Below are 21,348 nucleotides of genomic sequence, written 5' to 3'. Positions count from 1 at the left end.
CCTCCTATTCTTTATTATCCTTTTCTGTATTAATTTCTTTTTCGAACAAGTGCAGAGCCCTGGCTACGATTTGGTCCATATTATAATACTTGTATTCTGCCAATCTTCCGGCAAATATCACTTTGTCTTTAATGGTTTGCGCTTCATTTTCATATAATATATATTGCTCCCTGTATTCTTTTTTGGGAACGGGATAATACGGGTCATTAATACCTTTTTTGTAGACTTCCGGATATTCTCTCGCAATCGTTGTTCCCAGGATGTTCTTTTGGTGTGTTAATTTTTTAAATTCCGTAATACGCGTAAATTCATACTCATTTGGATAATTGATCTGGCCTGCTTCTTGAAATTCCTCCTTATTGTGGAATTCAAATTCGAACCGTAAGCTTCTGTATGGCAATTGGCCAAATTTATATTCAAAATACATATCGATAGGGCCTGTAAAAATTAATTTGTTAAACTGAACATCTGCTAAGATTTCTTTGTAGTCAGTATTCAACAATAATTTGATGTTTGGGCTTTTCAGCATTCTTCTAAACATTTCAGTATATCCATGCTTTGGCATCGCTTGATATTTATCTTGAAAGTACCGATTGTCTCTGGAGATGAGAATAGGTACCCGTCCTGTTACAGACGCATCCAGCTCTTCGGGTCTTAACCCCCATTGTTTTACCGTATAACCATGAAATACCTTTTCGTAAATATAATCTGCGAGATTTTGCAGCTGTTTATTTTTGTTATTTTGAAGCTGTAGGATCGTTATCTTATCCCCTAACTTAAATTGTTCCAACAGGGCGTTTTCTATTGCTTTGGCTTTGGTGGAAGGAAATAGTATATTTAGTGAGTTGAGGTTAAATGGGATTGGGACCATTTCTCCATCAAGCATACCAAGTACTCTGTGATAATAAGGAATCCATTCCGTATAGGCTGAAAGATAATCCCACACTTTCTTCGAATTCGTGTGAAAAATATGTGGACCAAATTTATGAACGAGAACTCCATTTTCATCAAAATAATCATAGGCATTACCTGCAATATGATTCCTTTGTTCGACAATTAGAACCCTTTTCCCCAATATACTGGAAATTCTTTCAGCCATTACACAACCTGAGAAACCCGCTCCTACAATTAAATAATCGAATTTCATCTTTTCCTCCCCAGAATTGGGATTATATGATTTATGTATGCAATAAAGGAGATTGCTATGTATTTTCCAAGGAAATAAAAGAAAAAATCCTGTTTTTTATACAGGATTTTGCTTTGGAATAAGCTGTGCCAGCTGTTTCCAGCCACAATATGTTCTAAAAACAGGGGTATACAAGTCACCCCAATTTTTTAAAGTATTAAAGATGTGCCATTCAAAAACTTCATTATATAGATCTATTTTTTTGGTAGCATTATTTGCATGCTGCCTGTAATTATAAAGCATCTCATCTATCCAGTGAATTTCAAAATGTTCAATAAGCAATGCATCCATTCGTTTATCTTCAAGATGACGTCCTTCCCATGGATCATCGGTTGGCCATCCACCCACTTGTTTTAGAGCGGACGTTCTGTAAAAACGGGGAAAGGGTACATCGTTAGATAATAAGAATTCATACCTATCACTATAGGAACGTCCCCCGATGCGCGGTACTTCCAATAGTTTATTCCCTTCCCGATCCTCATAAATATCTGTTTTATTGCCCCAAATAAGTGCAACGTGATCTGAAACCTTTTCTGCTTCATTTCTTAGTTTTTCAATTGTGTCAAAAAAAAGCCAATCATCTGAATCAAGCTTCATTATGAAAGGCGTATCAATAACGGCAAGGCCCTCATTTTGTGCTTTTGACTGACCTGCATTTTCTTTCAAACGAATTAAAGTAACCCTCGGATCATTTAAGTAGTCTTCGACCAAAGCAAGACTTTGATCTGTGGAGGCATCGTCTACCAAAACTATTTTCCATTTATCATAAGTTTGCCGGAACACACTTTCCAATGCATCCTTTAAAAATATTCCAGGATTATAGGAAGGTATCAAAACGGTAACATCATAATTTTCCATAAACCTCTCCATGTTCTTCATTATTCTTTTCTAATTTTCATAAAGTTGAAAGCTGGTTATTGGGGTGTACTTTATTAAAAGATACTGGGTTTATATCTTTATAAAAAGACAATAAAACCGGGTGGTTAAATAAATATTCCCTTTTTACGAACAAAAACATATTTTGAGCATACCACCATCCAACTGTATCACTGCTCCACACCTTATCTCGTATACAGTCAATAACCAGGAAATCATGTTTTTTAAATTTTTCAATCCAATAATCTGGCCACTGTTCGTTAACATGGTGATCACCGCCCTGATCAGGTATAGCTGCTGAAAATAATACAACTGAGCCATGATTCACAAGGGATTGCACAAAGGTTTCAGCACAAAGCTCAGGGAGATGTTCCGCCACTTCAAGCGACACAACCAAATCAAATGTTCTTCCCAAATCAAGAAGATTCTCCAAGTTATACGGGAAGAACTTTCTCCTTGGTATATCCAGCTGCCTCCTGTCCACATAGTCACCATCAACGCCAAGAATATCTCTTATTCTATATTTCTTCTTAAAAACCGTTAACCACGTTCCCGTCCCACATCCAACATCTAAAACTGATTTTGGCTGGATTAATTCCATTACGATGGGAACAACCCCGTTTGCGGATGATAATGAATCTTCTCTTTTACTTTTAAAGAACTCTTTTGAATACATTTATTTGCTCTCACCTCGAATAAAAATTCCTCTTTTTCTTTTAAATTATTCCAAAAGCTACAAATTGGTTGGGCATATAATAGATTTTTATATCCATATGAAATCACCTATTTATGTAACGTTTCTCAGTATAAATGCATAATTTAACATATATTTTGATGATAGATACAATACTATTTAGTCAGTCTGGTGGTGTTTTTTTATTGAAAGGATTAATATTAGTAGCCGGAAAAGGTACTAGACTTCGGCCATTTTCACTTGCAAGGGCTAAAACTTTAATACCAGTTGCTAATAAGCCCTTACTAGAATATTGTATTGAAAGCCTGAAAAAAATAGGCATAAACGAAATTGGTATTGTATTAAACCCTTTACAAAAAGATATTTGTGAGTATATAGATAATCGACGAGCCGACAATACTTCAATTACACTAATTTATCAGCCGAAAGCAAAGGGTATTGGAGATGCAGTAAGGCAAGCATCGGATTTTTTGAAGACCGAACCATTTATTCTTTTATTAGGAGATAACCTGATCAATGAATCGCTTTTATCCCTTAAAGAAGCTATCCTGTCTAGTTCAATCAACGGTGCTGTTATGATTACGAAGGTCTCTAATCCTAGTGAATTTGGAATCGCCCATGTAGAAAACAACCAGATCATTAATGTGGAAGAAAAACCAAAAAATTCAGCATCCAATCTTGCAATAATTGGAGCTTATGCGTTTGACTCCAATGTGCTCACTGCCATTAACCATATACAACCCTCCTCAAGAGGAGAATACGAAATTACTGACGCCATTCAATGGCTAATTAATCATCAATATAATATCTCTTACCAAATTACAAAAAAGGAATATTCCGATGTAGGCACAATAGAACGATGGTTAGAAGCCAACCGTTGGGTTTTAGATTCCCTGAATCGATCAGAGGAGACTACAGACCCTTCAACCATCATCAAAAACTGCAAGTTGATTCCGCCCGTTCATATTGATAAAAACTGTGTGCTAACAAATTCGACAATAGGTCCGTATGTATCAGTTTCACAGGGTGCCGTTATAGATAACTGCAGGATTCAAGACAGTATAATTCTGGAAAATGTTTATGTAAGTGATGTCTCTTCTTTAATAACTCATAGTATTTTCGGAAAAGGGACAAAAATCGATAAACTGCACATAGAAAACACTTCCATTGAATGCATTTTTTTTGATGACACTAAAATAATTTCCAAGTAAGGTGATGTGAAATATGATTTTTTGTACATCCGTCTGTTTAAATCATTTGGCAAAGGCAAAGGTATTGGCCAATTCACTAAAAGAGCATATGCCGGAAAGTAAATTGGTTATTTGTTTACTAGAAAAAAGCTTGCCTGCCCATTTATTGGACGATCAAGATTTTCATGAAGTGGTATTGGCTAAGGACATGGGCTTTACAAACTTTGAAACCACTATATTTAAATATAATCAATACGAAGCGGCATGTGCTTGTAAAGGACAACTTATGAAATATGTCTACAGCAAGTATAAAGATGTGGAATTTTTCAGTTATATTGATTCAGATACTCAAGTGTTTTCCCGTTTTGATGAAGTATTTGCTGCCTTTAAAACGCATTCCATTGTATTGACTCCCCATTATAATGAACCGCCAAAAAACACATACACCATTTGGGGGGAAAATGCAGAAATTTTGATTCTGAGAGTCGGGATCATTAACGGCGGGTACATTGGAGTTAAACGTTCAATGGAAGCAGAAGCAATGCTGGATTGGTGGACAGCAAGACTTGAACGCTATGCTTTTAATGATGCGGAACAAGGACTGTTTACCGACCAGAGATGGCTAACAGCAGCCTTAATGTTGTTTGATAAGATTTATGTACTGAAACATGACGGTTATAATGTGGCGTTCTGGAATATAAACCAGCGCAACATCAGCATGAAAGATGGCGTATATTATGCTAATGGTGAACCTTTTCGATTTTTTCATTTTTCAACATTACATTTTCTCCGGGATAACCTTCCAGACAATCCGTCTATATATAAAGTTGTACATCAATACATTGCTCTAATGGAGGAGAATGAAAACCTCTATCCTACCCATTTTGAATGGAGCTATAATTTTTTTGATCATGGTGAACGGATAGTTGATAAATCACGATCAGTATTTAAATATAATTCTGAATTAGAGGCACATACTACAAACCCCTATGCACTAACCAATAAAGCCATTAAACGGTTAAAAATACGAAAAACGCAGGTGAGAAAACATTGATTTTCTGTACTTCTGTTTGCATGAACCACCTTGCTATGGCCAAGACATTAGCACAATCCATTAAAAAGCATATTCCGGAATCAAAGATGGTCCTCTGTTTGATCGAAAAAAATCTTCCTGTTTCTATAAGGAAATTAGACCTGTTTGATGAAATCGTTTTAGCGAAAGATATGGGATATCTTAATTTTGAACATACCATATTTAAATATAGTCAATATGAAACAGCAGGGTTCTGTAAAGGACAGCTGTTTCGATATATTTTTCAAAAGTATCCAAAAGAAGAACATGTCATTTACCTGGATAGTGATACCCTGGTTTTTGGACCTTTCATAGAGGTCGAGGATACCCTTCGCTTACATTCTATTGCTTTAACTCCACATATTTTAAATCCAGTAAAAAATCCAGCCCATTTATTTGGGGAATTCGCACTCTTGAACTCCGGAAATTTCAATACTGGTTTTATCGCGCTCAAGCGATCTACAGAATGTCAGTTTTTTTTGGATTGGTGGTGTGATCGGCTCAATCAATACTGTTATACCGATCCTCCAAGAGGGTTATTCAATGAACAAAAGTGGATGGATCTTGCCCCTGTTTTTTTTGATAAAGTCATGAATTTAAAACACCCGGGATACAATGTTGCGTATTGGAATCTATTTGAAAGAAATATTACAAAAACAAGCGATAACTATAAGGTAAATGACCAACCTTTACGATTTTTTCATTTTTCCGGACTGCCTTATATTTCTGACACCTTGTATTTAATAAACAATGAAACAACAACTCACGGCATTAACATACTCAATGAATATCAGAGATTGTTAGAAGATCATGGCCATCAGGATTTATCAAACATTCCATGGAGCTATGATTACTTTGATAACGGCAGATTAGTAAGCGATAAAATACGTAATATTTTTAAAAATAATGATTTAGCACATTCTGAGATTACTAACCCCTTTAGTGAAAACCGGCATGTCTTTAAAAAATATAAAGACTAATTACAGATTTCAAGCCCGGGACAGTGTTTAATTTTAGCTATAGCCGTTTCCTTTTATTGGTTACATTCATATTTTAGAATAGCTGAAATTTAACGGGGGTGTTTCATTGAATGTTTTAATCATTGGGGCAGGTTATGTAGGAACAACTACTGGTTTACTATTTGCTGAATTGGGACATTCGGTAACAGTGATAGATGTTGATCAAAAGAAAATTAATGATTTACAGAAAGGAAAACTTTTTTTTTACGAACCCGGTTTAGATACGCTACTTACTAAGCACTTAGCTTCTGGAAAAATCACATTTGAAAATGATCATCAAAGAGCTATAAAAGATAATAACCTTATTTTCATCTGTGTCGGTACTCCGCAAAATCAAGATGGAAGTGCCAATTTGCACTTTTTACGGGAAGCTTCTGAATTTATCGCTTCAAACCTGAATGAATACAAAATAATCGTCATCAAAAGCACTGTGCCCGCGGGAACCTCTAAACAAGTTAAGCTGTGGATCGAAAATACCAAGAAAGATCCTGTCTCTTTTGATGTATTATCAAATCCAGAGTTTCTAAGAGAAGGCAATGCTTTACACGATGCCCTTTATCCAGACCGAATAATACTTGGAAGTGAAAATGATAAAGCAACCGCACTCCTTCAAGAACTTTATAAGGGAATAAAGTCACCATTTTTTGTTACTACACCAAGTGCTGCAGAATTAATTAAATATACTGCTAATTCATTTTTAGCAACTAAAATTTCATTCATTAACGAAATAGCCATCCTTTGTGACAAATTGCATATTAATGTCCAAGATGTGGCTAAAGGGGTTGGATTGGATTTAAGAATCGGCCAATTATTTTTAGAAGCTGGTATTGGCTATGGGGGATCTTGTTTTCCAAAAGATGTGCTGGCCTTGATCGATACTGCAAAGAAAAATAATATAGATCTTTCAATTCTCGAGAAAGTTCATGCTATTAATGAGAACCAGCCGGGCTACCTCTTTAAAAAAGTAAAAACAAGATTAATCAGCTTGGCAGCAAAAAAAATTGCTGTATTGGGTCTTTCCTTTAAGGCTCAAACAGATGATATAAGACAGTCGCCATCCTTGAAGATCATACAAAACTTAATAAATGAAGGAGCAATTGTAGAAGTACACGATCCCGTTGCTAAACTCCCTGGCAATCTAGTGGATACTGTTTGTCAAAAAGATTCTGCAGAAGAAGCAATCACAAATGCAGATGCAATATTAATCTGTACTGACTGGCCTCAATATAAAAATATAAATTGGGCAGGTATAAAAAATAAAATGAATTCCCCTATTATTTTTGATGGGAGAAATATGCTCAATACAGCAGAGATGAGATCTATTGGCTATATTTATGAAGGAATAGGTTACAATTAATCACTTGAGAGGTGATAGGTGCGTTGAAAAAAATAATTATTACCGGAGTGGCCGGTTTCTTGGGATATCAGCTGGCAGAAACTCTTTTATCCGAAGGCTGCTGCATTATAGGAATTGATAATCTTTCTACCGGCAGGATGCAAAATATTGTTAAGTTAAATGCTCATCCAAACTTCACCTTTATAAAACTTGATGTTTGCTCTGATAACCTCTTTCCATTAAAGGAAATAACAGACATAGACCAAATTTATCACCTCGCTTCTCCTGCATCCCCCAAATACTATCAACAATATCCTTTTGAAACCATTGAAATCAATACCATTGGAACGAAAAACATGTTAGAACTCACTAAAACTCATAATGCCAAAATGGTATATTTAAGTACAAGTGAAGTTTATGGCGACCCAGAAATCCATCCTCAGACGGAAGATTACAGGGGCAATGTTAATACCTGGGGGCCCAGAGCCTGCTATGATGAAGGCAAACGGCTTGGGGAAGTGTTTTGTTATTTATACCACAGCCTCTTCGGGGTGAATATCAAGGTTGCCCGGATATTTAACACGTATTCTGCTGGTTTGCGAAATGACGATGGACGTGTAATTTCTAATTTTGTAAATCAGGCCATAAAGGGAGAGGAAATTACTGTTTATGGAGATGGCTCACAGTCAAGGTCATTTTGCTATGTAGACGACACCATCCGTGCAATTATGTTAATGATGAAGAATGATGCCGCAAACGGAGAAATTATAAATATAGGTAATCCAAATGAGATTACCGTTTTAAATCTAGCTAAATTAATAAAAGAACTCACAAATTCCTCTAGTGATATTGTATTTCTCCCTCTGCCAAAAGATGACCCTAAACAAAGACGGCCAAACATTGACAAAGCAAAAAAAATTCTTGATTGGGAACCTAAGGTAAGCCTGGAAGAAGGATTACGAAGAACAATAAATGTTTATAAATCCTCTTTTAGTAACTAAATGAATCAAGACGTGGAAGAGCTGACAACTCCGGAAATCAACCAAATAAAAAAGAAGGCTGCCTCATTCAGATCGTTTTAAACGAACTTCTTGAGACAGTCTTTTTATACGGATTGGAAAATGGGGTCTATGCTATGTTTTTACTGGAGTAAGTGAACTCAATTCAACCCAGCCGTTTTTATTTATTGAGAATTGTGGCTCAAACTCATTCCCCCATTTATTTAACGCATAATGAATATTCCATTTAATCATCTCATTTAAAATAGCCTTCTTATTAACGGTTACGTTGTTGATATGTTTCCTATAATTATAAAGCATTTTATCGATCCATCGAATTTTATAATCTTTAATCAAAAGGACATCCATGCGACGGTCTTCCAGATAACGCCCCTCATATGGGTCATCTGTTGGCCAGCCTCCTACGTTTTTAAGCGCGGATGTCCGGTAAAAACGGGGATATGGAACAAAATTCCCCAACAAAAATTCATAAGGATCTTCATATGAACGACCCTTTATATCCAGCATCTTATATACCACTTCACCATGATCATTTTCTATTAAGATTGTTTTTTTGCCGCAGATCAATGCTACCTCATCGGGCAACCTTTCCGCCTCATTCATTAGAATTTCAAGTGTGTCTGGAAAAAACCAGTCATCACTATCCAGCATTATTGTAAAAAGAGTATCTATTTGCTCTAAACCAGCGTTTTGGGTTTTGGACTGTCCTAAATTTCGCTTGTTTTTTATAAGGACTATACGGGGATCGGATAGATAGTCCTGTATCGTTGATAAACTATCATCAGTCGAAGCATCGTCTACGATGACCATTTTCCAGCCTTGATGCGTCTGGTTAATTACACTCTCTATTGCATTTCTTAAATACTTGCCAGGGTTATACGAGGGGATTAGAACCGTTACTTTTTCGTCCATTTTCACCAACCCTTCCTATTCAATCCGGTTTAACTTTTTAACTACTCTCCAACCGCCTCTAATTTCCTTAAATACTGGTTCATATTCATTTCCCCACCGGTGAAGAGCATCGCGTACGATCCACTCTACAGCCTCTCTGTAAACGTCTTTTTGATGTGTGGAATTCCTTGCATGTATTCGATAGTATAAAATGGTTTGTGGTATATAGTAAAAACGGTATTCTTCTATTAATCGTAAAAACATACGAAGATCTTCTGCATGCCTGCCGTTAAACGGGTCATTAACTGCCCATCCGCCCATCTTTTTTATCAAAGATGTTCGGTAAAACTTTGGCCAAGGAATATAGTTTGAAAGCAACAGTTCATATTTTTCCTGCAGAATATTGTCCCATTCATTAGAAACATATCTGTACCTTTTTCTTTTTCTGATTTCTGTCACTTCAATAACATTGCCAACAATCAATGCTACTTCTTCAGGTAAATTTCTTGCTGTATCCATTAATACATCCAGTGTGTTTTCTGGAAGCCAATCATCAGCGTCTAATTGCATAAAGAATTCTGTATTTATTCTTTCAAGCCCAATGTTTTGTGACATTGATTGGCCGACGTTTTTTTTATTCTTGATAAGTGTAATTCTTTGATCTTCCAACAGATCAGCAGCATGGGACAAGCTATCATCAGTTGATGCATCATCCACTAAAATAATTTTCCAATAGGGATATGTTTGATTAAACACACTCTCTAAAGCTTCTCTTAAATATATTCCTGAATTAAATGAAGGTATTAAAATGGTCACTTCTTTATCCAACTACTTAAACACCTCTTAAAATTTATAATATCCTGTAAAAAAAATATTCCTTATTAATTTATATGCACTTAATCCAATCCTGATTGTACTGATGTTTGTATCAAATAAAAAAAAGAGCAATTCATCATTTGCTCTTTTAAACATTATTTTTTAACTATTGCAGTTAGAATCACCTGGTAATGTTCATCCTTAATGCCTAAAATGGCTTCAGGGATTTCATGAACGGCCAAACAGTCAAGAAATGCTTTCGCTACAGCAACATTGCCAAATACATCTATCTCTATCTTTTCTTCATCAACGAGCTCATTCAACAGCATCCTCAATGAAGTATCCGTAAATCTCCAATAGTCTCCATGAAAATCTGTTCGGCAGCTTGGGCTTAAACCAGTCGTCGTTATCAGCAATGTCCCTCCTGGTTTTAACGCTTTTATTGTATTGTTTAATGCCATTTTAATATCGTATATGACATGAATGACCTGGGTCAGTATAATACAGTCAAAAACCTCATGAGGAATATTTTCTCCTGTTGCCAAGTCACCTACAATGGTCGCTTCAGGTGAAGGAATGAGGTTCAGCACATCGCTTTTCAAAACGTTAGTTCCATAGGTCCTCGTATAATAATTATCTCCTACTTCCAGAACATGTCCTTTTATCTCTGCGCGGTTATTCTCTAAAAATTTCTCAATGTAAAATCTATCAATAGGTTTTCCCCGATCGAATCCAAAATTTCTGCTTTTGGGTCTTATTGAAAAGTTATTCAGCAAAAATTCCTCCTTAATAACTCTTTTATTCCTGGCAGAATGCTAAAAAAGCTTTGCACGTAAAATATAATATTTCTCAGCATATTGGGACCCGTTCTCCATCCCTCTTTTTTCTGCCCATTTCTTTATACTTTCTGGTGAAATAAGATGTTGAGACTCACGGATTTGGGAAACATGCATTTTCATTGCTTCTACTTTCATATCTATTTTTTCACCAAGATCCAAGAAAAGCTCACCGGCATTGTTAATTCGAGGATATTGCCAGACGATTAAAGGGTACTCATACATAGCAATCAACTTATAATTTAGATGAGGCTGTGGCCTTAAGCTGGCCATGCAGGCATGAAAAAGCGCCTTATGATCCTGATGAAAACTCGGATATGGTATGAACACCATTGAGGGTTTAAAACTCATCAAGATATCATCAATTTTTGAGACTAATTGTTTTTGCGGAATGGTGTCCAATATCCCTTCTTTATCTTCAAACAAGACTTCATAATCTTCACAACCCAAAAACGATAAGGCATCGGACAGTTCCTTTTTTCTAATATCGGCTGTCACTTTCATTCCGGAATGGATGAATGTTGTTTCTCCTAATGCTGCAATGACAACTTTCACATGATTTCCTAACCTGCATGCTCTCTCAATCAATCCTCCACAACCCAATACTTCATCATCGGAGTGTGGTGCTATGATTAATATCCGTTCATTCCCAGTGTTAAGCATCGTACACCCCCGAAACTTAAATACATTGTATTAGTTTAATCTATTCAGCAATTAAGGGGATGTATAGGCAAAAAACCACGGAGTTATACATTACTATGATTGCATTATAGTAAGAAGATATCTTACACCATGATCCTGAACAAATTATCGTTAAAAATCAATCCTTTTTGTTTTAACTGCTCATAAATTCCTAATAATTTATAACTGTTAAGAAAAATTACAGCATCCACCTTACCGGTGCAATAAAGTTTATAAATTTTAGAACTTAAACTTCTATTGTTTTTATAGTAAAAATCATAGACTGAGAGAGAATTTTCTGTACACGCAATGTTTTTAAATTCTTTACATGTCTTTCGGTCGCCGATAATAACAAAATTAGGGTTATGGTTTAAACCGTCCACTAATTTTTTTTGAATATTTTTACTGGAAATCAGCCAAACTTCATTAACTGTGTCCTGCCTTTTTAATCGACTAAGTGAATCCGGGTGTATTCGGTATTCATATAATACTTTAGGCAGTTTATGAATCGGCAATATTTCAAGCATACGCATCCAAAGGTCATAATCATAGGCGATTCTATATGCCGGATTATAACCGCCCAATTTATCAAAAACAGATTTAGAAAACATAACGGAACCATGACACATAAAACAGGAAAAAAAACGGTGTTCTTTTAAATGTTCACTGGAGGCATTATATCCTTCCTCTTCCATTAATAATAATTCATTTGAGATTATTTCTTTTCCATGTATACAATGAATAAACGAGCCAACTGCTGCTATCCCGGCATGGTTTGTAACATACTTTACCTGTTCTTCAATGCGATTTGGAAGACTTAGATCATCGGCATCCTGAATCGCAATCCAACTTCCGCTAGCTTGCTTAATTCCGATATTTAAGCAATGAGCAGCTCCCTGATTTTTATCTAAATGGATAACCTTTACCTTTTGATCTTTTATTGACTCAAGAATTTCATATGACCGATCAATAGATGCATCATTAACAATAATTAGCTCTATTTGATCATATGTCTGATTTAAGATACTTTTAATAGCCTCTTCAACATAGTCTTCAGCATTGTAAACAGCCATTACAACTGAAACTAACATTCATACTCTCCTATAACTGAGTCATTTTTTATCAATGAAGCATATAAATTGTTCTTCTGCCAATTCCAGGCATCAGCACACATTTCATCAATCCCCTTTTGGGCTTCCCATCCTAGCATCCTCTTGGCTTTTGCCGGGTCTGCATAACTGACTGAAACATCTCCAGGCCGGCGGTCCACCACTTTGTAAGGTATCTTTTGTCCAGTTGCATTTTCAAATGCTGCAATCATTTCCATCACACTATACCCTTTTCCAGTCCCAAGGTTATAAGCCTCTACACCATTGCCGGCCAACACTTTATCTAACGCCTTTAAGTGTCCCTTTGCCAGATCAGTGATATGGATATAATCCCTGACTCCTGTACCATCTTTTGTTTGATAATCATTGCCAAAGACATTAACTTCCTTCAATCTCCCGACAGCGACCTGTGTGATATAGGGAGCTAAGTTACTAGGAATTCCGTTCAGATCCTCCCCAATTCGTCCACTTTCATGCGCTCCAACCGGATTGAAATATCGCAGGAGAGCAATGCTCCATTCGCTATCTGAAACATAGAGATCTCGAAGTATTTCTTCGATCATCAGCTTCGTCCGGCCATAAGGGTTATCCGGACCAAGCGGTGCATCTTCTGCTATTGGCATTTGCTTTGTTGTACCATAAACTGCGGCAGAAGAACTAATCACCACATTTTTCACACCAAATTGCTGCATTGCCTCACAAAGCAAAATCGTACCCATGACATTATTTCGATAATAATCAAGAGGCTTTTTCACTGACTCTCCAACTGATTTTAATCCGGCAAAGTGGACGACAGCTTCAATCTTATTCTCGGTAAAAACTCTTTCCAGTTCCTTTTTCTCTACAAGATCAACATTCTCAAATTTAAAACTTCTGCCTGAAATCTCCATTACTCGGTTGACTGATTCTCTTTTACTTTTGGACAATTTATCTAACACAACAATGTCATAGCCTTTATTTAAAAGCTCCACACACGTATGGGTGCCAATATAACCTGCGCCTCCCGTAACTAAAATGGCCATGCTGCTGCCTCCCATTCAAAACTATTGTTACTTTCTTATCCTTACAGCAAGTGTTATTTATAATATCCTGCCCAAATTTTATACAGGTTTTTATTCAGCTCTAATCCTTTTTCCTGCAGTTTATAAAACAGGCTTATCAGGCTAATATCTTCCAAAAAAATAATCCCATCGATGTTCCTCTCATAATAAAGCTGCAGCATATCATCATTGTCAAAATCCTTATAAAAATATCCTGATACGTCTATTCTGTTCATTAAACTGACTTGTTTAAAATCTTCGCAGGCCTCTTCTTTGCCAAATACGATAAAACTCGGCGCTTTTTTAAAACGCTCCTGTAATTGTTTTTTTAAATGTTTAGAAGCTACTAGCCAATCTTCATTTATCGTTTGCTGGTTTTTCCGGCTGATCGACCCAGAATGAACTCGATACTGGTACAACACAATAGGTATTTTATGAATGGGGGTTAACTCAAGCATCCTTAACCATAAATCATAGTCATAACATATTTTATATTGAGGGTCATAGCCCCCTATTTGATTAAAAATTGATTTAGAAAATAAAACTGATCCGTGGCAAAAAGGGTTTAAATAAAAACGATAAGCGTTAATATGCTCTTTGGAAGAAAGGTGATTTCTAGTGGCTTCTATTTGCAGATTTCTCATAGGAACTTCAGCATGGCCTGAAATACATTCTATAAGGGAACCTACAGCGGTTGCATCCGGATGTTCACAGATATAACGAATCTGTTCCTCTAACTTGTTCGGTAAACTGATGTCATCAGCATCCTGAATTGCTATCCAATCCCCTTTGGCTTCCTTGATGCCAATATTTAATGCATTTGCAGCTCCACCGTTTTTTTTCAGATGAATACTCTTTATTCGATCATCATTCAATGAACTCAGAATATCTTTCGTACGGTCTGTGGATCCATCGTTTACAACGATTAATTCGAAATGTTTATAGGTTTGATTTAGGACACTATCAACAGATTCCATTAAAAAAGCTTCACCATTATAAACAGGCATTACAACAGATACTAGCATAAAACACTACTCATTCTCTTCAATGAAACCATCCCTCTTTCCAGATACATTTTCCTACAATCACTTTATGCTATCGGCTTGTCCTCGGTTATTTATTCACCGTTGCCTATTGGACGCCATAGGCGGTGGAGGGTGGGGGCCGATCACTACTCCGGTCCTGCTCTCAAAGGATTGAAACCAAGAAAAGCAATCGGTTCTGTAAATTACAGTGAATTTGCCATTTCATTATCGGCTACGATCGGTTTTCTAATCTCATTGGATTCTAAAACTATGAACTATCCATTGTATTGCCTATTATGATAGGGCTGTTGGTTCATGCTCAGTTTGCAGCAATCCCCGTAAAAAAAATACCAGCCAATATACTGGGTATACTGGCTGGCAGTTTTATCGCTTTTTATGCTCTCATTCAGAAAAAATTAAGATATGACAAGGATTAGTTTCCTAAAATGCTGTACCCGCTGTCCACATGAATCGTTTCCCCTGTGATGCCTCTTGAAAGATCACTCATCAGGAATAGAGCTGTATCGCCCACTTCTTCTGGAGTCGTTGTACGGCGGAGAGGAGCTTTTTCTTCAATTTGCTTTAAGATGCTGTTGAAGTCGCCGATTCCTTTCGCAGCGAGCGTACGGATTGGACCGGCCGAAATCGCGTTTACACGAATGTTTTCTTTTCCAAGGTCACTCGCAAGGTATTTCACACTGGCATCCAGTGAAGCCTTGGCAACACCCATTACGTTGTAGTTCTGAAGGACACGCTCTCCTCCAAGGTAAGTTAATGTTACGATGCTTCCGCCTTCTGTCATTATGCCGCGTGCTTCTTTAGCAACCGCAGTAAGCGAATAAGAAGAGATGTTATGAGCGAGTAAGAACCCGTCTCTCGTCGTATTGAGGTATTCACCTTTTAGTTCATCTGTATTCGCAAAAGCGATGCAGTGGGCAAGCCCATGAATTACCCCGACTTCAGCTTTAATCTGCTCAAAAGTAGATTTAATTTCATCATCGTTCGTAATATCACAAGGGAGAACCAGCGAATCCTTGCGCTCAAGCGTTTCAGCAAGATCCCTTACGTTTTTCTCGAGGCGCTCGCCAGCGTATGTAAAAATAAGCCTTGCTCCTGCTTTAGACAGCGACTGGGCAATCCCCCACGCAATACTTCGTTTGTTGGCAACTCCCATAATGACATATGTACGGTTTTCAAGTGATAGATTCATTTTGTAATTCCTCCTTATTAAATATGGCAGGATAAATTTCATTCGGACCATATTAGCAATTGTTATTAGTACCTAGTCCTAATATTAGTATAACAGATTTTATAAGAAAGGAAATACTAGAACCCTCTTATCTTTTTTATCCTTTGCTCGTTTCAATATTTCGGGCTTCATAACCGCAGCCGGGACAGTTAAAGATTACATTTTGATTGGACTGAGCCGTCAGTACGGCATCAATCTCTGCTTCTTTGTGGCATTGAGGACATCTAACGATTGGCAAACTCATTTTCATCACTCCTTTTATCGTTAGTATGGACGTAATTTCATACAAAAAGACGCCGAAAGCAGGCTGCTGAAAAAAACAGCTTGATTTCGTGCGTCTTCTTTTACCTTAATACAAACTTTAACTCTTTAATATGTTCCCTGCTGCCTGTCACAATCAGCTTATCACCGAACAAAATTTCGGTATCGCCATGAGGAACGATAGAATCCTTGCCTCGGAAAATCCTGACGATGATCGCATCACCAAAATGCGGGAAGTTTCGGAGTGCGGTTTTATGATAATCCATATTTTTCACTGATATCTCATATAGAGAATTGTCTTTATGGGATAGAAAGCTCGCGACCGATGGATTCTCAATCATCATCTTAAGCAGTATCTGAGAGCTGAAGAAGGCAGAGTACACTTCAATATTTTTATTGCCCAGCTCTTCCCTTTTCACAGGATCCTCAATTCGGGTGATGACCCGTTTGATGCCATAATTTCTGGCTTCATGGGCGATCGATTCGTTCACACCGTCTTCACCCGTAGCTACGATCAGAATATCCGAATCAAAGGCACCACTGTTTTTTAGTGTATCTGCTGAATAGTCCTCCAGTTCGATAATCTCAAAGGATTCCAGCTGCTTCGGATCTTTTTCTTCTTGTCTCGTGTGATAGACCTTCTTTTCATAGCGCCCGCTGTCGAGTTCTTTGGAAACCGGCAGTGTAAATTGATTGGCACCGATGATGGCCAATCTTTCTTTGGTGTTTTCGATTTTTTTTCTCGGCAAGAGCTTCTTAAAGAACACCGGTGTGATAATACAGCTGATGACCGCCGTCAAGATCAAGGCTGATGATGTTCTAGAATCGATCACTTTAATCCTTTCACCAATCTTTGCCGCAGCAATTACGAGTGATAAGGTAGACGTCAATAAAAATCCTGATGCCAGTACAGTCTTCCAGTCATACCATTTTCTCAGCACTAATATAGGAACAAATTTAGAAATCAAGAGCCCTAAAAGCAGCAACGGAATCAAGATGAGCACTTTCGGGTCCTTTAATACAGAAACCAGGTCCAGCTCCACACCGACCATAACAAAAAAGATCGGAATAAGAAATCCGTAGCCAAAGGAATCCAGTTTATGGACCATATGCTGATTCGGAGAAAGAAGTGAGACTAATACCCCAGCCAAAAAGGCTCCCAGGATGTTTTCAGCACCTACGGATTCAGAAACACCGACTAGAACGATGATTAGCGTGAATACGGCTCGTGTATCAATTTGTACTGTCCCTTTAGAAAGTGTTTCAAGAAACGTATGATGGCGCATGTACTTTCCGATAAAATACAGTACAATGCCAGCACCGAATAGAATAAGCAGAAGCCACATCTGTCCGCTGTCTCCCGATTGAAGAGAAACGAATACAGCGAGCAGGATCATCGTGACGAGATCGGCGATGACCGCGATCAAAAGAATAATCTGGCCGATTCCAGTCTTGGACAACTCCTCTTCCTTTAAAGTCGGTACAACTACTCCCAATGATATTGTCGAGATGATCAGCGTCATAAAGAACGCATTATCAGTAAACCCGGTCCATAAAAAGACCATGGATAAAGCAAAAGAGATGACGAAAATCAAGGTAAAAATAATGGTGGAGACAGCCAGCCGGTTCGGTTCTGTCTTACCGTTCGCCAGCTTTTTCTTCTCTGAACTTGGAGCAAACACCGAGAAATCAATCTCGAGCCCGCTTAAGAACATTAAAAAGATGAAACCGAGCACGGAAAGGATATCCAGCCATGTTCCCGCATGAACAATATCAAATCCGCTTTTTCCAATGATGATTCCGGCGATGATCTCCGCGACCACTACCGGTAAAAACCTGATCTTAAACTTGTTGAGCAGAATTGGTATAAAGAATGCTGTTAAGATGACGATGACGAGTGAAGAAATTGAAGCATGGCCTCCCATAGCTACCTCCTTTTTTACAATAAGTACTTATTTACCCAAGATGTATGACATAAAAACTCCTTATAAATCAGTATGCACCACTTGATTTTGTCCACTATAAAAAAGAAGTAATGTAATTGTCAAATTAATGTCCCCCTTTTCAGTATGCAAACTTCTCATTTTTCGGTAAGATAGAACATGTTATCCGAGATAAGGAGTATGAATGCAATGGAAAATAACAGGCAGTCCCCGCTGCAGCAGATTGATTATAATTTAATATTTTTACTGTTTCTAATGATATGCATAAGCTGTATGGCCATATACAGTGCCCAGGAAATTGCACAATATGATTCTAACTTTGTTATCAAGCAGCTTATGTGGTACGCAGTCGGCGCTTTCGCTGTTGCCGGTGTAATGATTCTGGATTTTGACCAGTTTAGAAAACTATCATGGTATTTGTACGGTTTCGGCATCCTGCTCTTGATCGGGATTGTAATTGCTCCTGAATCTCTAGTACCGAATATTAATGGGGCAAGAGCTTGGTTCCGCTTCGGTCCCTTCGCTCTTCAGCCATCAGAGCTGATGAAGGTCGCCTTGATTATTTCGATCAGCAATACCATTGCAACCCATAATGAAAAATATATTGTGCGGACCTTGCATGAAGATTTGCTGCTTATCGGTAAAATTGCGCTGATCGTCATGCCTCCAATGCTCCTCATCCTGATGCAGCCTGACCTCGGTACAAGTTTGGTGTTTATCGCCCTTACACTGAGTCTGATGCTCGTATCCGGAATCAGGTGGCGGATTATTGCCGTGATCATTTTAATAGGCGTTCTTTTTATCACCTTGCTGGTTTGGATCTATTTTACCTTCCCGCAATTTTTCCTGGATCATATCCTTGATGAATATCAGCTGGAACGCTTTTACGCCTGGCTTGATCCCTATGGACACAAAGATGAAGGTTACCATATCCGGAACGCCTTAATGGCCATCGGTTCAGGACAGCTGTTCGGAAAGGGCTTTACCCATGGGTCTGTTTACCTTCCAGAGGCACAGACGGATTTCATCTTTTCGATCGTTGGTGAAGAATGGGGCTTTATCGGTACAAGCGTATTGATCTCTTTATTCTTCCTTATGATCTACCGAATGATCAATACAGCGTTAGAAAGCAATGAAGCATTTGGAAGCTACCTGTGTGCAGGTGTAATTGGGATGGTCACGTTCCAGGTTTTCCAAAATATCGGAATGAATATTCAGGTTATGCCGATCACAGGAATTCCACTCCCCTTCATCAGTTACGGAGGAAGTTCGGTTCTGGCCCAGATGATCGCTTTTGGCCTCGTGCTCAATGTTCGATCAAGGACAAGAAAATATATGTTTGAGTAAAACACCTGTTTTTGCAGGTGTTTTTCTTTTCTCTTGAGGTTATAGTAAGTAAAGGATAATTGAGGTGACGAACATGAAATACGATGTAATCGGAGACATTCACGGCTGCTGGGATGAATATTATGAACTAACCATGAAGCTAGGATACATATGGAAAAATGAAATGCCTGTACATGATGAGGATCGGAAACTGGTTTTCGTTGGTGATCTTACGGACCGTGGCCCCTGCTCTATCAAAGTGATGGAACATGTCTATCAGCTGTTCAAGGCTGATCAAGCCTTGTATGTTCCGGGAAACCACTGCAATAAGCTTTACCGCTATTTCCTGGGCCGTAATGTTAAAATTACTCATGGACTGGAAACAACCGTAGCTGAGCTAAATGAACTTCCGCCCAGCGAGTTTAATCAGGTGAAAAATCATTTCATGGAGCTGTATGAAAGCTCTCCGCTTTATCTTGTACTTGACCATGGCCAGCTTGTGATTGCCCATGCCGGAATTCGAGAGGATTATATCGGGAAGACCGGGAAGAAAGTTGAGACCTTTGTATTGTACGGTGATATTACAGGTAAAACCAATCCGGACGGAACACCCGTTAGAAGGGATTGGGCAAGTCATTATAGCGGGAATGCCTGCATCATCTATGGCCATACTCCTGTCTTAGAACCGCGGGAAGTGAATGGCACCATTAACATTGATACCGGCTGCGTGTTTGGTAACCGCCTGACCGCCCTGCGCCATCCTGAGAAACAGACCGTTTCTGTACCTTCGACTATGCCATTTGTTGAAGAAAAGTTTCGGAGTTTCTTGTAAGAACTGGACCAACAAAAAAAAGCCCCCAAAAGGGCTTTTTTTTACTGTTCTGCTACGTCTCCAAAAAGCTGCTGTAAATCCTGCGGCAGCGGTGCCTCTACGTTCATCATCTTCCCCTCTAACGGATGATAGAAGGAGACCTGCCAGCTGTGGAGGGCCTGCCGGAAAATCAGATCTACCGGTCCACCATATAGGTCGTCTCCGAGCAGCGGATGTCCGATATGGGCCATATGAACGCGTATCTGATGGGTCCGACCGGTTTCAAGCTGCAGAGAAACAAGACTGTTCCCCGCCAACTCCTTCAGCACTTTAAAATGAGTAATGGCCTTCTGACCTTGATCTGTGACCATCCTTTCAACCAGACTATCAGGATTCCTTCCAATGCTGGCGTCCACTGTCCCGCTCAGACTTTCAAACCTGCCTTCCACACCAGCTAGATAGGTTCGCTTGATCGCTTTTTTCTTCTGCTGCTGAGACAATAACGAATGTGCAAAACGGTGCTTCGCAATCATGACGAGACCCGAAGTATCCTTATCAAGACGGTTGACGGCATGAAATGTGCTCTGAATCCCTTCCTGTTCATAATAGGAAAGGACTCCCTGGGCAAGGGAGCCGTTCTGCTGGTAGCGTGATGGTATGGTAGGAATCCCTGCAGGCTTGTTTACGAAGAGAAGATGTTCATCCTCATACAGGATATCAAGCAGCATAGGAATCGGCGCCATATGAGAACTGATTTCCTCGGGTGGAAACCGGACCTCAACCTCATCCCCGGTGTTCACACTTTTTCTGACAGTAGAAGGTACTCCATTTACGAGAAGCTCTCCTCCAGTAAACTTAATATCAGCCAGTGCGCTTTTAGAAATATTTTTATGAAGCCGCAAAAATTCACGCAGCAGACCAGCCTCATTTTCTTTAACCTTCCACTTTATTGTAAATGTGGTCATAAT

22 protein-coding genes are annotated in these 21,348 nt (G+C 38.4%); 8 read left to right on the top strand and 14 right to left on the bottom strand.

Going from position 1 to position 21,348, the window contains the following annotated elements; genetic code table 11:
- Positions 1–4: 4 nt before the first annotated feature.
- The 3 genes from glf to LCY76_RS09235 all read right to left on the bottom strand — a co-directional run bounded on the left by glf (position 5) and on the right by LCY76_RS09235 (position 2,738).
- Complete coding sequence (gene glf, locus LCY76_RS09245; RefSeq protein ID WP_248252399.1) at positions 5–1,147, bottom strand: UDP-galactopyranose mutase; 1,143 nt, start codon at positions 1,145–1,147, stop codon at positions 5–7.
- 96 nt (positions 1,148–1,243) lie between these two features.
- Positions 1,244–2,044 (bottom strand): glycosyltransferase family 2 protein, encoded by an 801-nt coding sequence (locus LCY76_RS09240; protein WP_248252398.1) that lies wholly within the window; start codon positions 2,042–2,044, stop codon positions 1,244–1,246.
- Positions 2,045–2,081: 37 nt separating this feature from the next.
- The gene (locus LCY76_RS09235) at positions 2,082–2,738 is read right to left on the bottom strand and encodes a class I SAM-dependent DNA methyltransferase (RefSeq protein ID WP_248252397.1); all 657 of its coding nucleotides are present in this window, start codon (positions 2,736–2,738) and stop codon (positions 2,082–2,084) included.
- Positions 2,739–2,941: 203 nt separating this feature from the next.
- Here LCY76_RS09235 and LCY76_RS09230 point away from each other — a divergent pair, with 203 nt between their 5' ends.
- The 5 genes from LCY76_RS09230 (at position 2,942) to LCY76_RS09210 (ending at position 8,374) form a co-directional block, all read left to right on the top strand.
- A complete protein-coding gene (locus LCY76_RS09230) occupies positions 2,942–3,967 on the top strand; it encodes a sugar phosphate nucleotidyltransferase (RefSeq protein ID WP_248252396.1) in 1,026 nt (341 codons plus the stop codon).
- Between the two features lie 13 nt (positions 3,968–3,980).
- Positions 3,981–5,000, top strand: a complete 1,020-nt coding sequence (locus LCY76_RS09225; protein WP_248252395.1) for a hypothetical protein — start codon at positions 3,981–3,983, stop codon at positions 4,998–5,000.
- Positions 5,001–5,098: 98 nt separating this feature from the next.
- Positions 5,099–5,998, top strand: a complete 900-nt coding sequence (locus LCY76_RS09220) for a hypothetical protein (RefSeq protein WP_248252394.1) — start codon at positions 5,099–5,101, stop codon at positions 5,996–5,998.
- Between the two features lie 106 nt (positions 5,999–6,104).
- The gene (locus LCY76_RS09215; protein WP_248252393.1) at positions 6,105–7,394 is read left to right on the top strand and encodes a UDP-glucose dehydrogenase family protein; all 1,290 of its coding nucleotides are present in this window, start codon (positions 6,105–6,107) and stop codon (positions 7,392–7,394) included.
- Between the two features lie 23 nt (positions 7,395–7,417).
- Positions 7,418–8,374: a UDP-glucuronic acid decarboxylase family protein gene (locus tag LCY76_RS09210; RefSeq protein WP_248252392.1), complete on the top strand. Its 957-nt coding sequence runs from the start codon at positions 7,418–7,420 to the stop codon at positions 8,372–8,374.
- Between the two features lie 132 nt (positions 8,375–8,506).
- Here LCY76_RS09210 and LCY76_RS09205 read toward each other — a convergent pair whose 3' ends face one another.
- The 7 genes from LCY76_RS09205 to LCY76_RS09175 form a co-directional block, all read right to left on the bottom strand.
- Complete coding sequence (locus LCY76_RS09205) at positions 8,507–9,304, bottom strand: glycosyltransferase family 2 protein (protein ID WP_248254639.1); 798 nt, start codon at positions 9,302–9,304, stop codon at positions 8,507–8,509.
- A 15-nt stretch (positions 9,305–9,319) separates the two neighbouring features.
- Positions 9,320–10,111: a glycosyltransferase family 2 protein gene (locus tag LCY76_RS09200; protein ID WP_248252391.1), complete on the bottom strand. Its 792-nt coding sequence runs from the start codon at positions 10,109–10,111 to the stop codon at positions 9,320–9,322.
- Positions 10,112–10,254: 143 nt separating this feature from the next.
- Positions 10,255–10,875 carry a methyltransferase domain-containing protein gene (locus LCY76_RS09195; protein ID WP_062231437.1) on the bottom strand — a complete coding sequence of 207 codons (621 nt, stop codon included), beginning with the start codon at positions 10,873–10,875 and terminating at the stop codon, positions 10,255–10,257.
- A 39-nt stretch (positions 10,876–10,914) separates the two neighbouring features.
- Entirely contained in the window at positions 10,915–11,598 is a 684-nt protein-coding gene (locus LCY76_RS09190) for a PIG-L deacetylase family protein (protein ID WP_062231435.1), read from the bottom strand.
- A gap of 122 nt (positions 11,599–11,720) precedes the next feature.
- Positions 11,721–12,707 (bottom strand): glycosyltransferase, encoded by a 987-nt coding sequence (locus LCY76_RS09185; protein ID WP_248252390.1) that lies wholly within the window; start codon positions 12,705–12,707, stop codon positions 11,721–11,723.
- Entirely contained in the window at positions 12,701–13,747 is a 1,047-nt protein-coding gene (gene galE, locus LCY76_RS09180) for a UDP-glucose 4-epimerase GalE (protein ID WP_248252389.1), read from the bottom strand. The genes LCY76_RS09185 and galE overlap by 7 nt, the downstream gene beginning before the upstream one ends.
- A gap of 53 nt (positions 13,748–13,800) precedes the next feature.
- A complete protein-coding gene (locus tag LCY76_RS09175) occupies positions 13,801–14,790 on the bottom strand; it encodes a glycosyltransferase family 2 protein (RefSeq protein ID WP_248252388.1) in 990 nt (329 codons plus the stop codon).
- 132 nt (positions 14,791–14,922) lie between these two features.
- Here LCY76_RS09175 and LCY76_RS09170 point away from each other — a divergent pair, with 132 nt between their 5' ends.
- Positions 14,923–15,090: a hypothetical protein gene (locus LCY76_RS09170; RefSeq protein WP_419714937.1), complete on the top strand. Its 168-nt coding sequence runs from the start codon at positions 14,923–14,925 to the stop codon at positions 15,088–15,090.
- A gap of 133 nt (positions 15,091–15,223) precedes the next feature.
- Here the strand turns inward: LCY76_RS09170 and fabI are convergent, their stop codons facing one another.
- From fabI to LCY76_RS09155, 3 genes are all read right to left on the bottom strand, one after another.
- Positions 15,224–16,000 carry an enoyl-ACP reductase FabI gene (gene fabI, locus LCY76_RS09165; RefSeq protein WP_248252387.1) on the bottom strand — a complete coding sequence of 259 codons (777 nt, stop codon included), beginning with the start codon at positions 15,998–16,000 and terminating at the stop codon, positions 15,224–15,226.
- 136 nt (positions 16,001–16,136) lie between these two features.
- The gene (locus LCY76_RS09160; protein WP_091006588.1) at positions 16,137–16,283 is read right to left on the bottom strand and encodes a hypothetical protein; all 147 of its coding nucleotides are present in this window, start codon (positions 16,281–16,283) and stop codon (positions 16,137–16,139) included.
- Positions 16,284–16,383: 100 nt separating this feature from the next.
- Complete coding sequence (locus LCY76_RS09155) at positions 16,384–18,225, bottom strand: monovalent cation:proton antiporter family protein (protein WP_248252386.1); 1,842 nt, start codon at positions 18,223–18,225, stop codon at positions 16,384–16,386.
- Positions 18,226–18,432: 207 nt separating this feature from the next.
- On the opposite strand from LCY76_RS09155, the gene LCY76_RS09150 reads away from it, so the two are divergent.
- Complete coding sequence (locus tag LCY76_RS09150) at positions 18,433–19,590, top strand: FtsW/RodA/SpoVE family cell cycle protein (protein WP_248252385.1); 1,158 nt, start codon at positions 18,433–18,435, stop codon at positions 19,588–19,590.
- 73 nt (positions 19,591–19,663) lie between these two features.
- Positions 19,664–20,401: a bis(5'-nucleosyl)-tetraphosphatase PrpE gene (prpE, locus tag LCY76_RS09145; RefSeq protein ID WP_248252384.1), complete on the top strand. Its 738-nt coding sequence runs from the start codon at positions 19,664–19,666 to the stop codon at positions 20,399–20,401.
- A gap of 41 nt (positions 20,402–20,442) precedes the next feature.
- On the opposite strand, the gene LCY76_RS09140 is transcribed toward prpE, so the two are convergent.
- Positions 20,443–21,345, bottom strand: coding sequence for an RluA family pseudouridine synthase (locus tag LCY76_RS09140; RefSeq protein ID WP_248252383.1), 903 nt, complete (start codon positions 21,343–21,345; stop codon positions 20,443–20,445).
- Positions 21,346–21,348 lie beyond the last annotated feature (3 nt).

This window comes from Fictibacillus marinisediminis, from assembly GCF_023149135.1.
GTDB lineage: Bacteria > Bacillota > Bacilli > Bacillales > Fictibacillaceae > Fictibacillus_C > Fictibacillus_C marinisediminis.
This window is presented reverse-complemented; position numbering and strand designations above follow the sequence as displayed.

Excerpts from the sequence above, each read along its gene's own strand:
- LCY76_RS09185 (WP_248252390.1), bottom strand. The coding sequence starts at position 12,707 with ATGTTAGTTTCAGTTGTAATGGCTGTTTACAATGCTGAAGACTATGTT.
- LCY76_RS09150 (WP_248252385.1), top strand. The coding sequence starts at position 18,433 with ATGGAAAATAACAGGCAGTCCCCGCTGCAGCAGATTGATTATAATTTA.
- LCY76_RS09140 (WP_248252383.1), bottom strand. The coding sequence starts at position 21,345 with ATGACCACATTTACAATAAAGTGGAAGGTTAAAGAAAATGAGGCTGGT.
- LCY76_RS09175 (WP_248252388.1), bottom strand. The coding sequence starts at position 14,790 with ATGCTAGTATCTGTTGTAATGCCTGTTTATAATGGTGAAGCTTTTTTA.
- glf (WP_248252399.1), bottom strand. The coding sequence starts at position 1,147 with ATGAAATTCGATTATTTAATTGTAGGAGCGGGTTTCTCAGGTTGTGTA.
- galE (WP_248252389.1), bottom strand. The coding sequence starts at position 13,747 with ATGGCCATTTTAGTTACGGGAGGCGCAGGTTATATTGGCACCCATACG.
- fabI (WP_248252387.1), bottom strand. The coding sequence starts at position 16,000 with ATGAATCTATCACTTGAAAACCGTACATATGTCATTATGGGAGTTGCC.
- LCY76_RS09205 (WP_248254639.1), bottom strand. The coding sequence starts at position 9,304 with ATGGACGAAAAAGTAACGGTTCTAATCCCCTCGTATAACCCTGGCAAG.
- LCY76_RS09160 (WP_091006588.1), bottom strand. The coding sequence starts at position 16,283 with ATGAGTTTGCCAATCGTTAGATGTCCTCAATGCCACAAAGAAGCAGAG.
- LCY76_RS09225 (WP_248252395.1), top strand. The coding sequence starts at position 3,981 with ATGATTTTTTGTACATCCGTCTGTTTAAATCATTTGGCAAAGGCAAAG.
- LCY76_RS09155 (WP_248252386.1), bottom strand. The coding sequence starts at position 18,225 with ATGGGAGGCCATGCTTCAATTTCTTCACTCGTCATCGTCATCTTAACA.
- LCY76_RS09235 (WP_248252397.1), bottom strand. The coding sequence starts at position 2,738 with ATGTATTCAAAAGAGTTCTTTAAAAGTAAAAGAGAAGATTCATTATCA.
- prpE (WP_248252384.1), top strand. The coding sequence starts at position 19,664 with ATGAAATACGATGTAATCGGAGACATTCACGGCTGCTGGGATGAATAT.
- LCY76_RS09190 (WP_062231435.1), bottom strand. The coding sequence starts at position 11,598 with ATGCTTAACACTGGGAATGAACGGATATTAATCATAGCACCACACTCC.
- LCY76_RS09240 (WP_248252398.1), bottom strand. The coding sequence starts at position 2,044 with ATGGAAAATTATGATGTTACCGTTTTGATACCTTCCTATAATCCTGGA.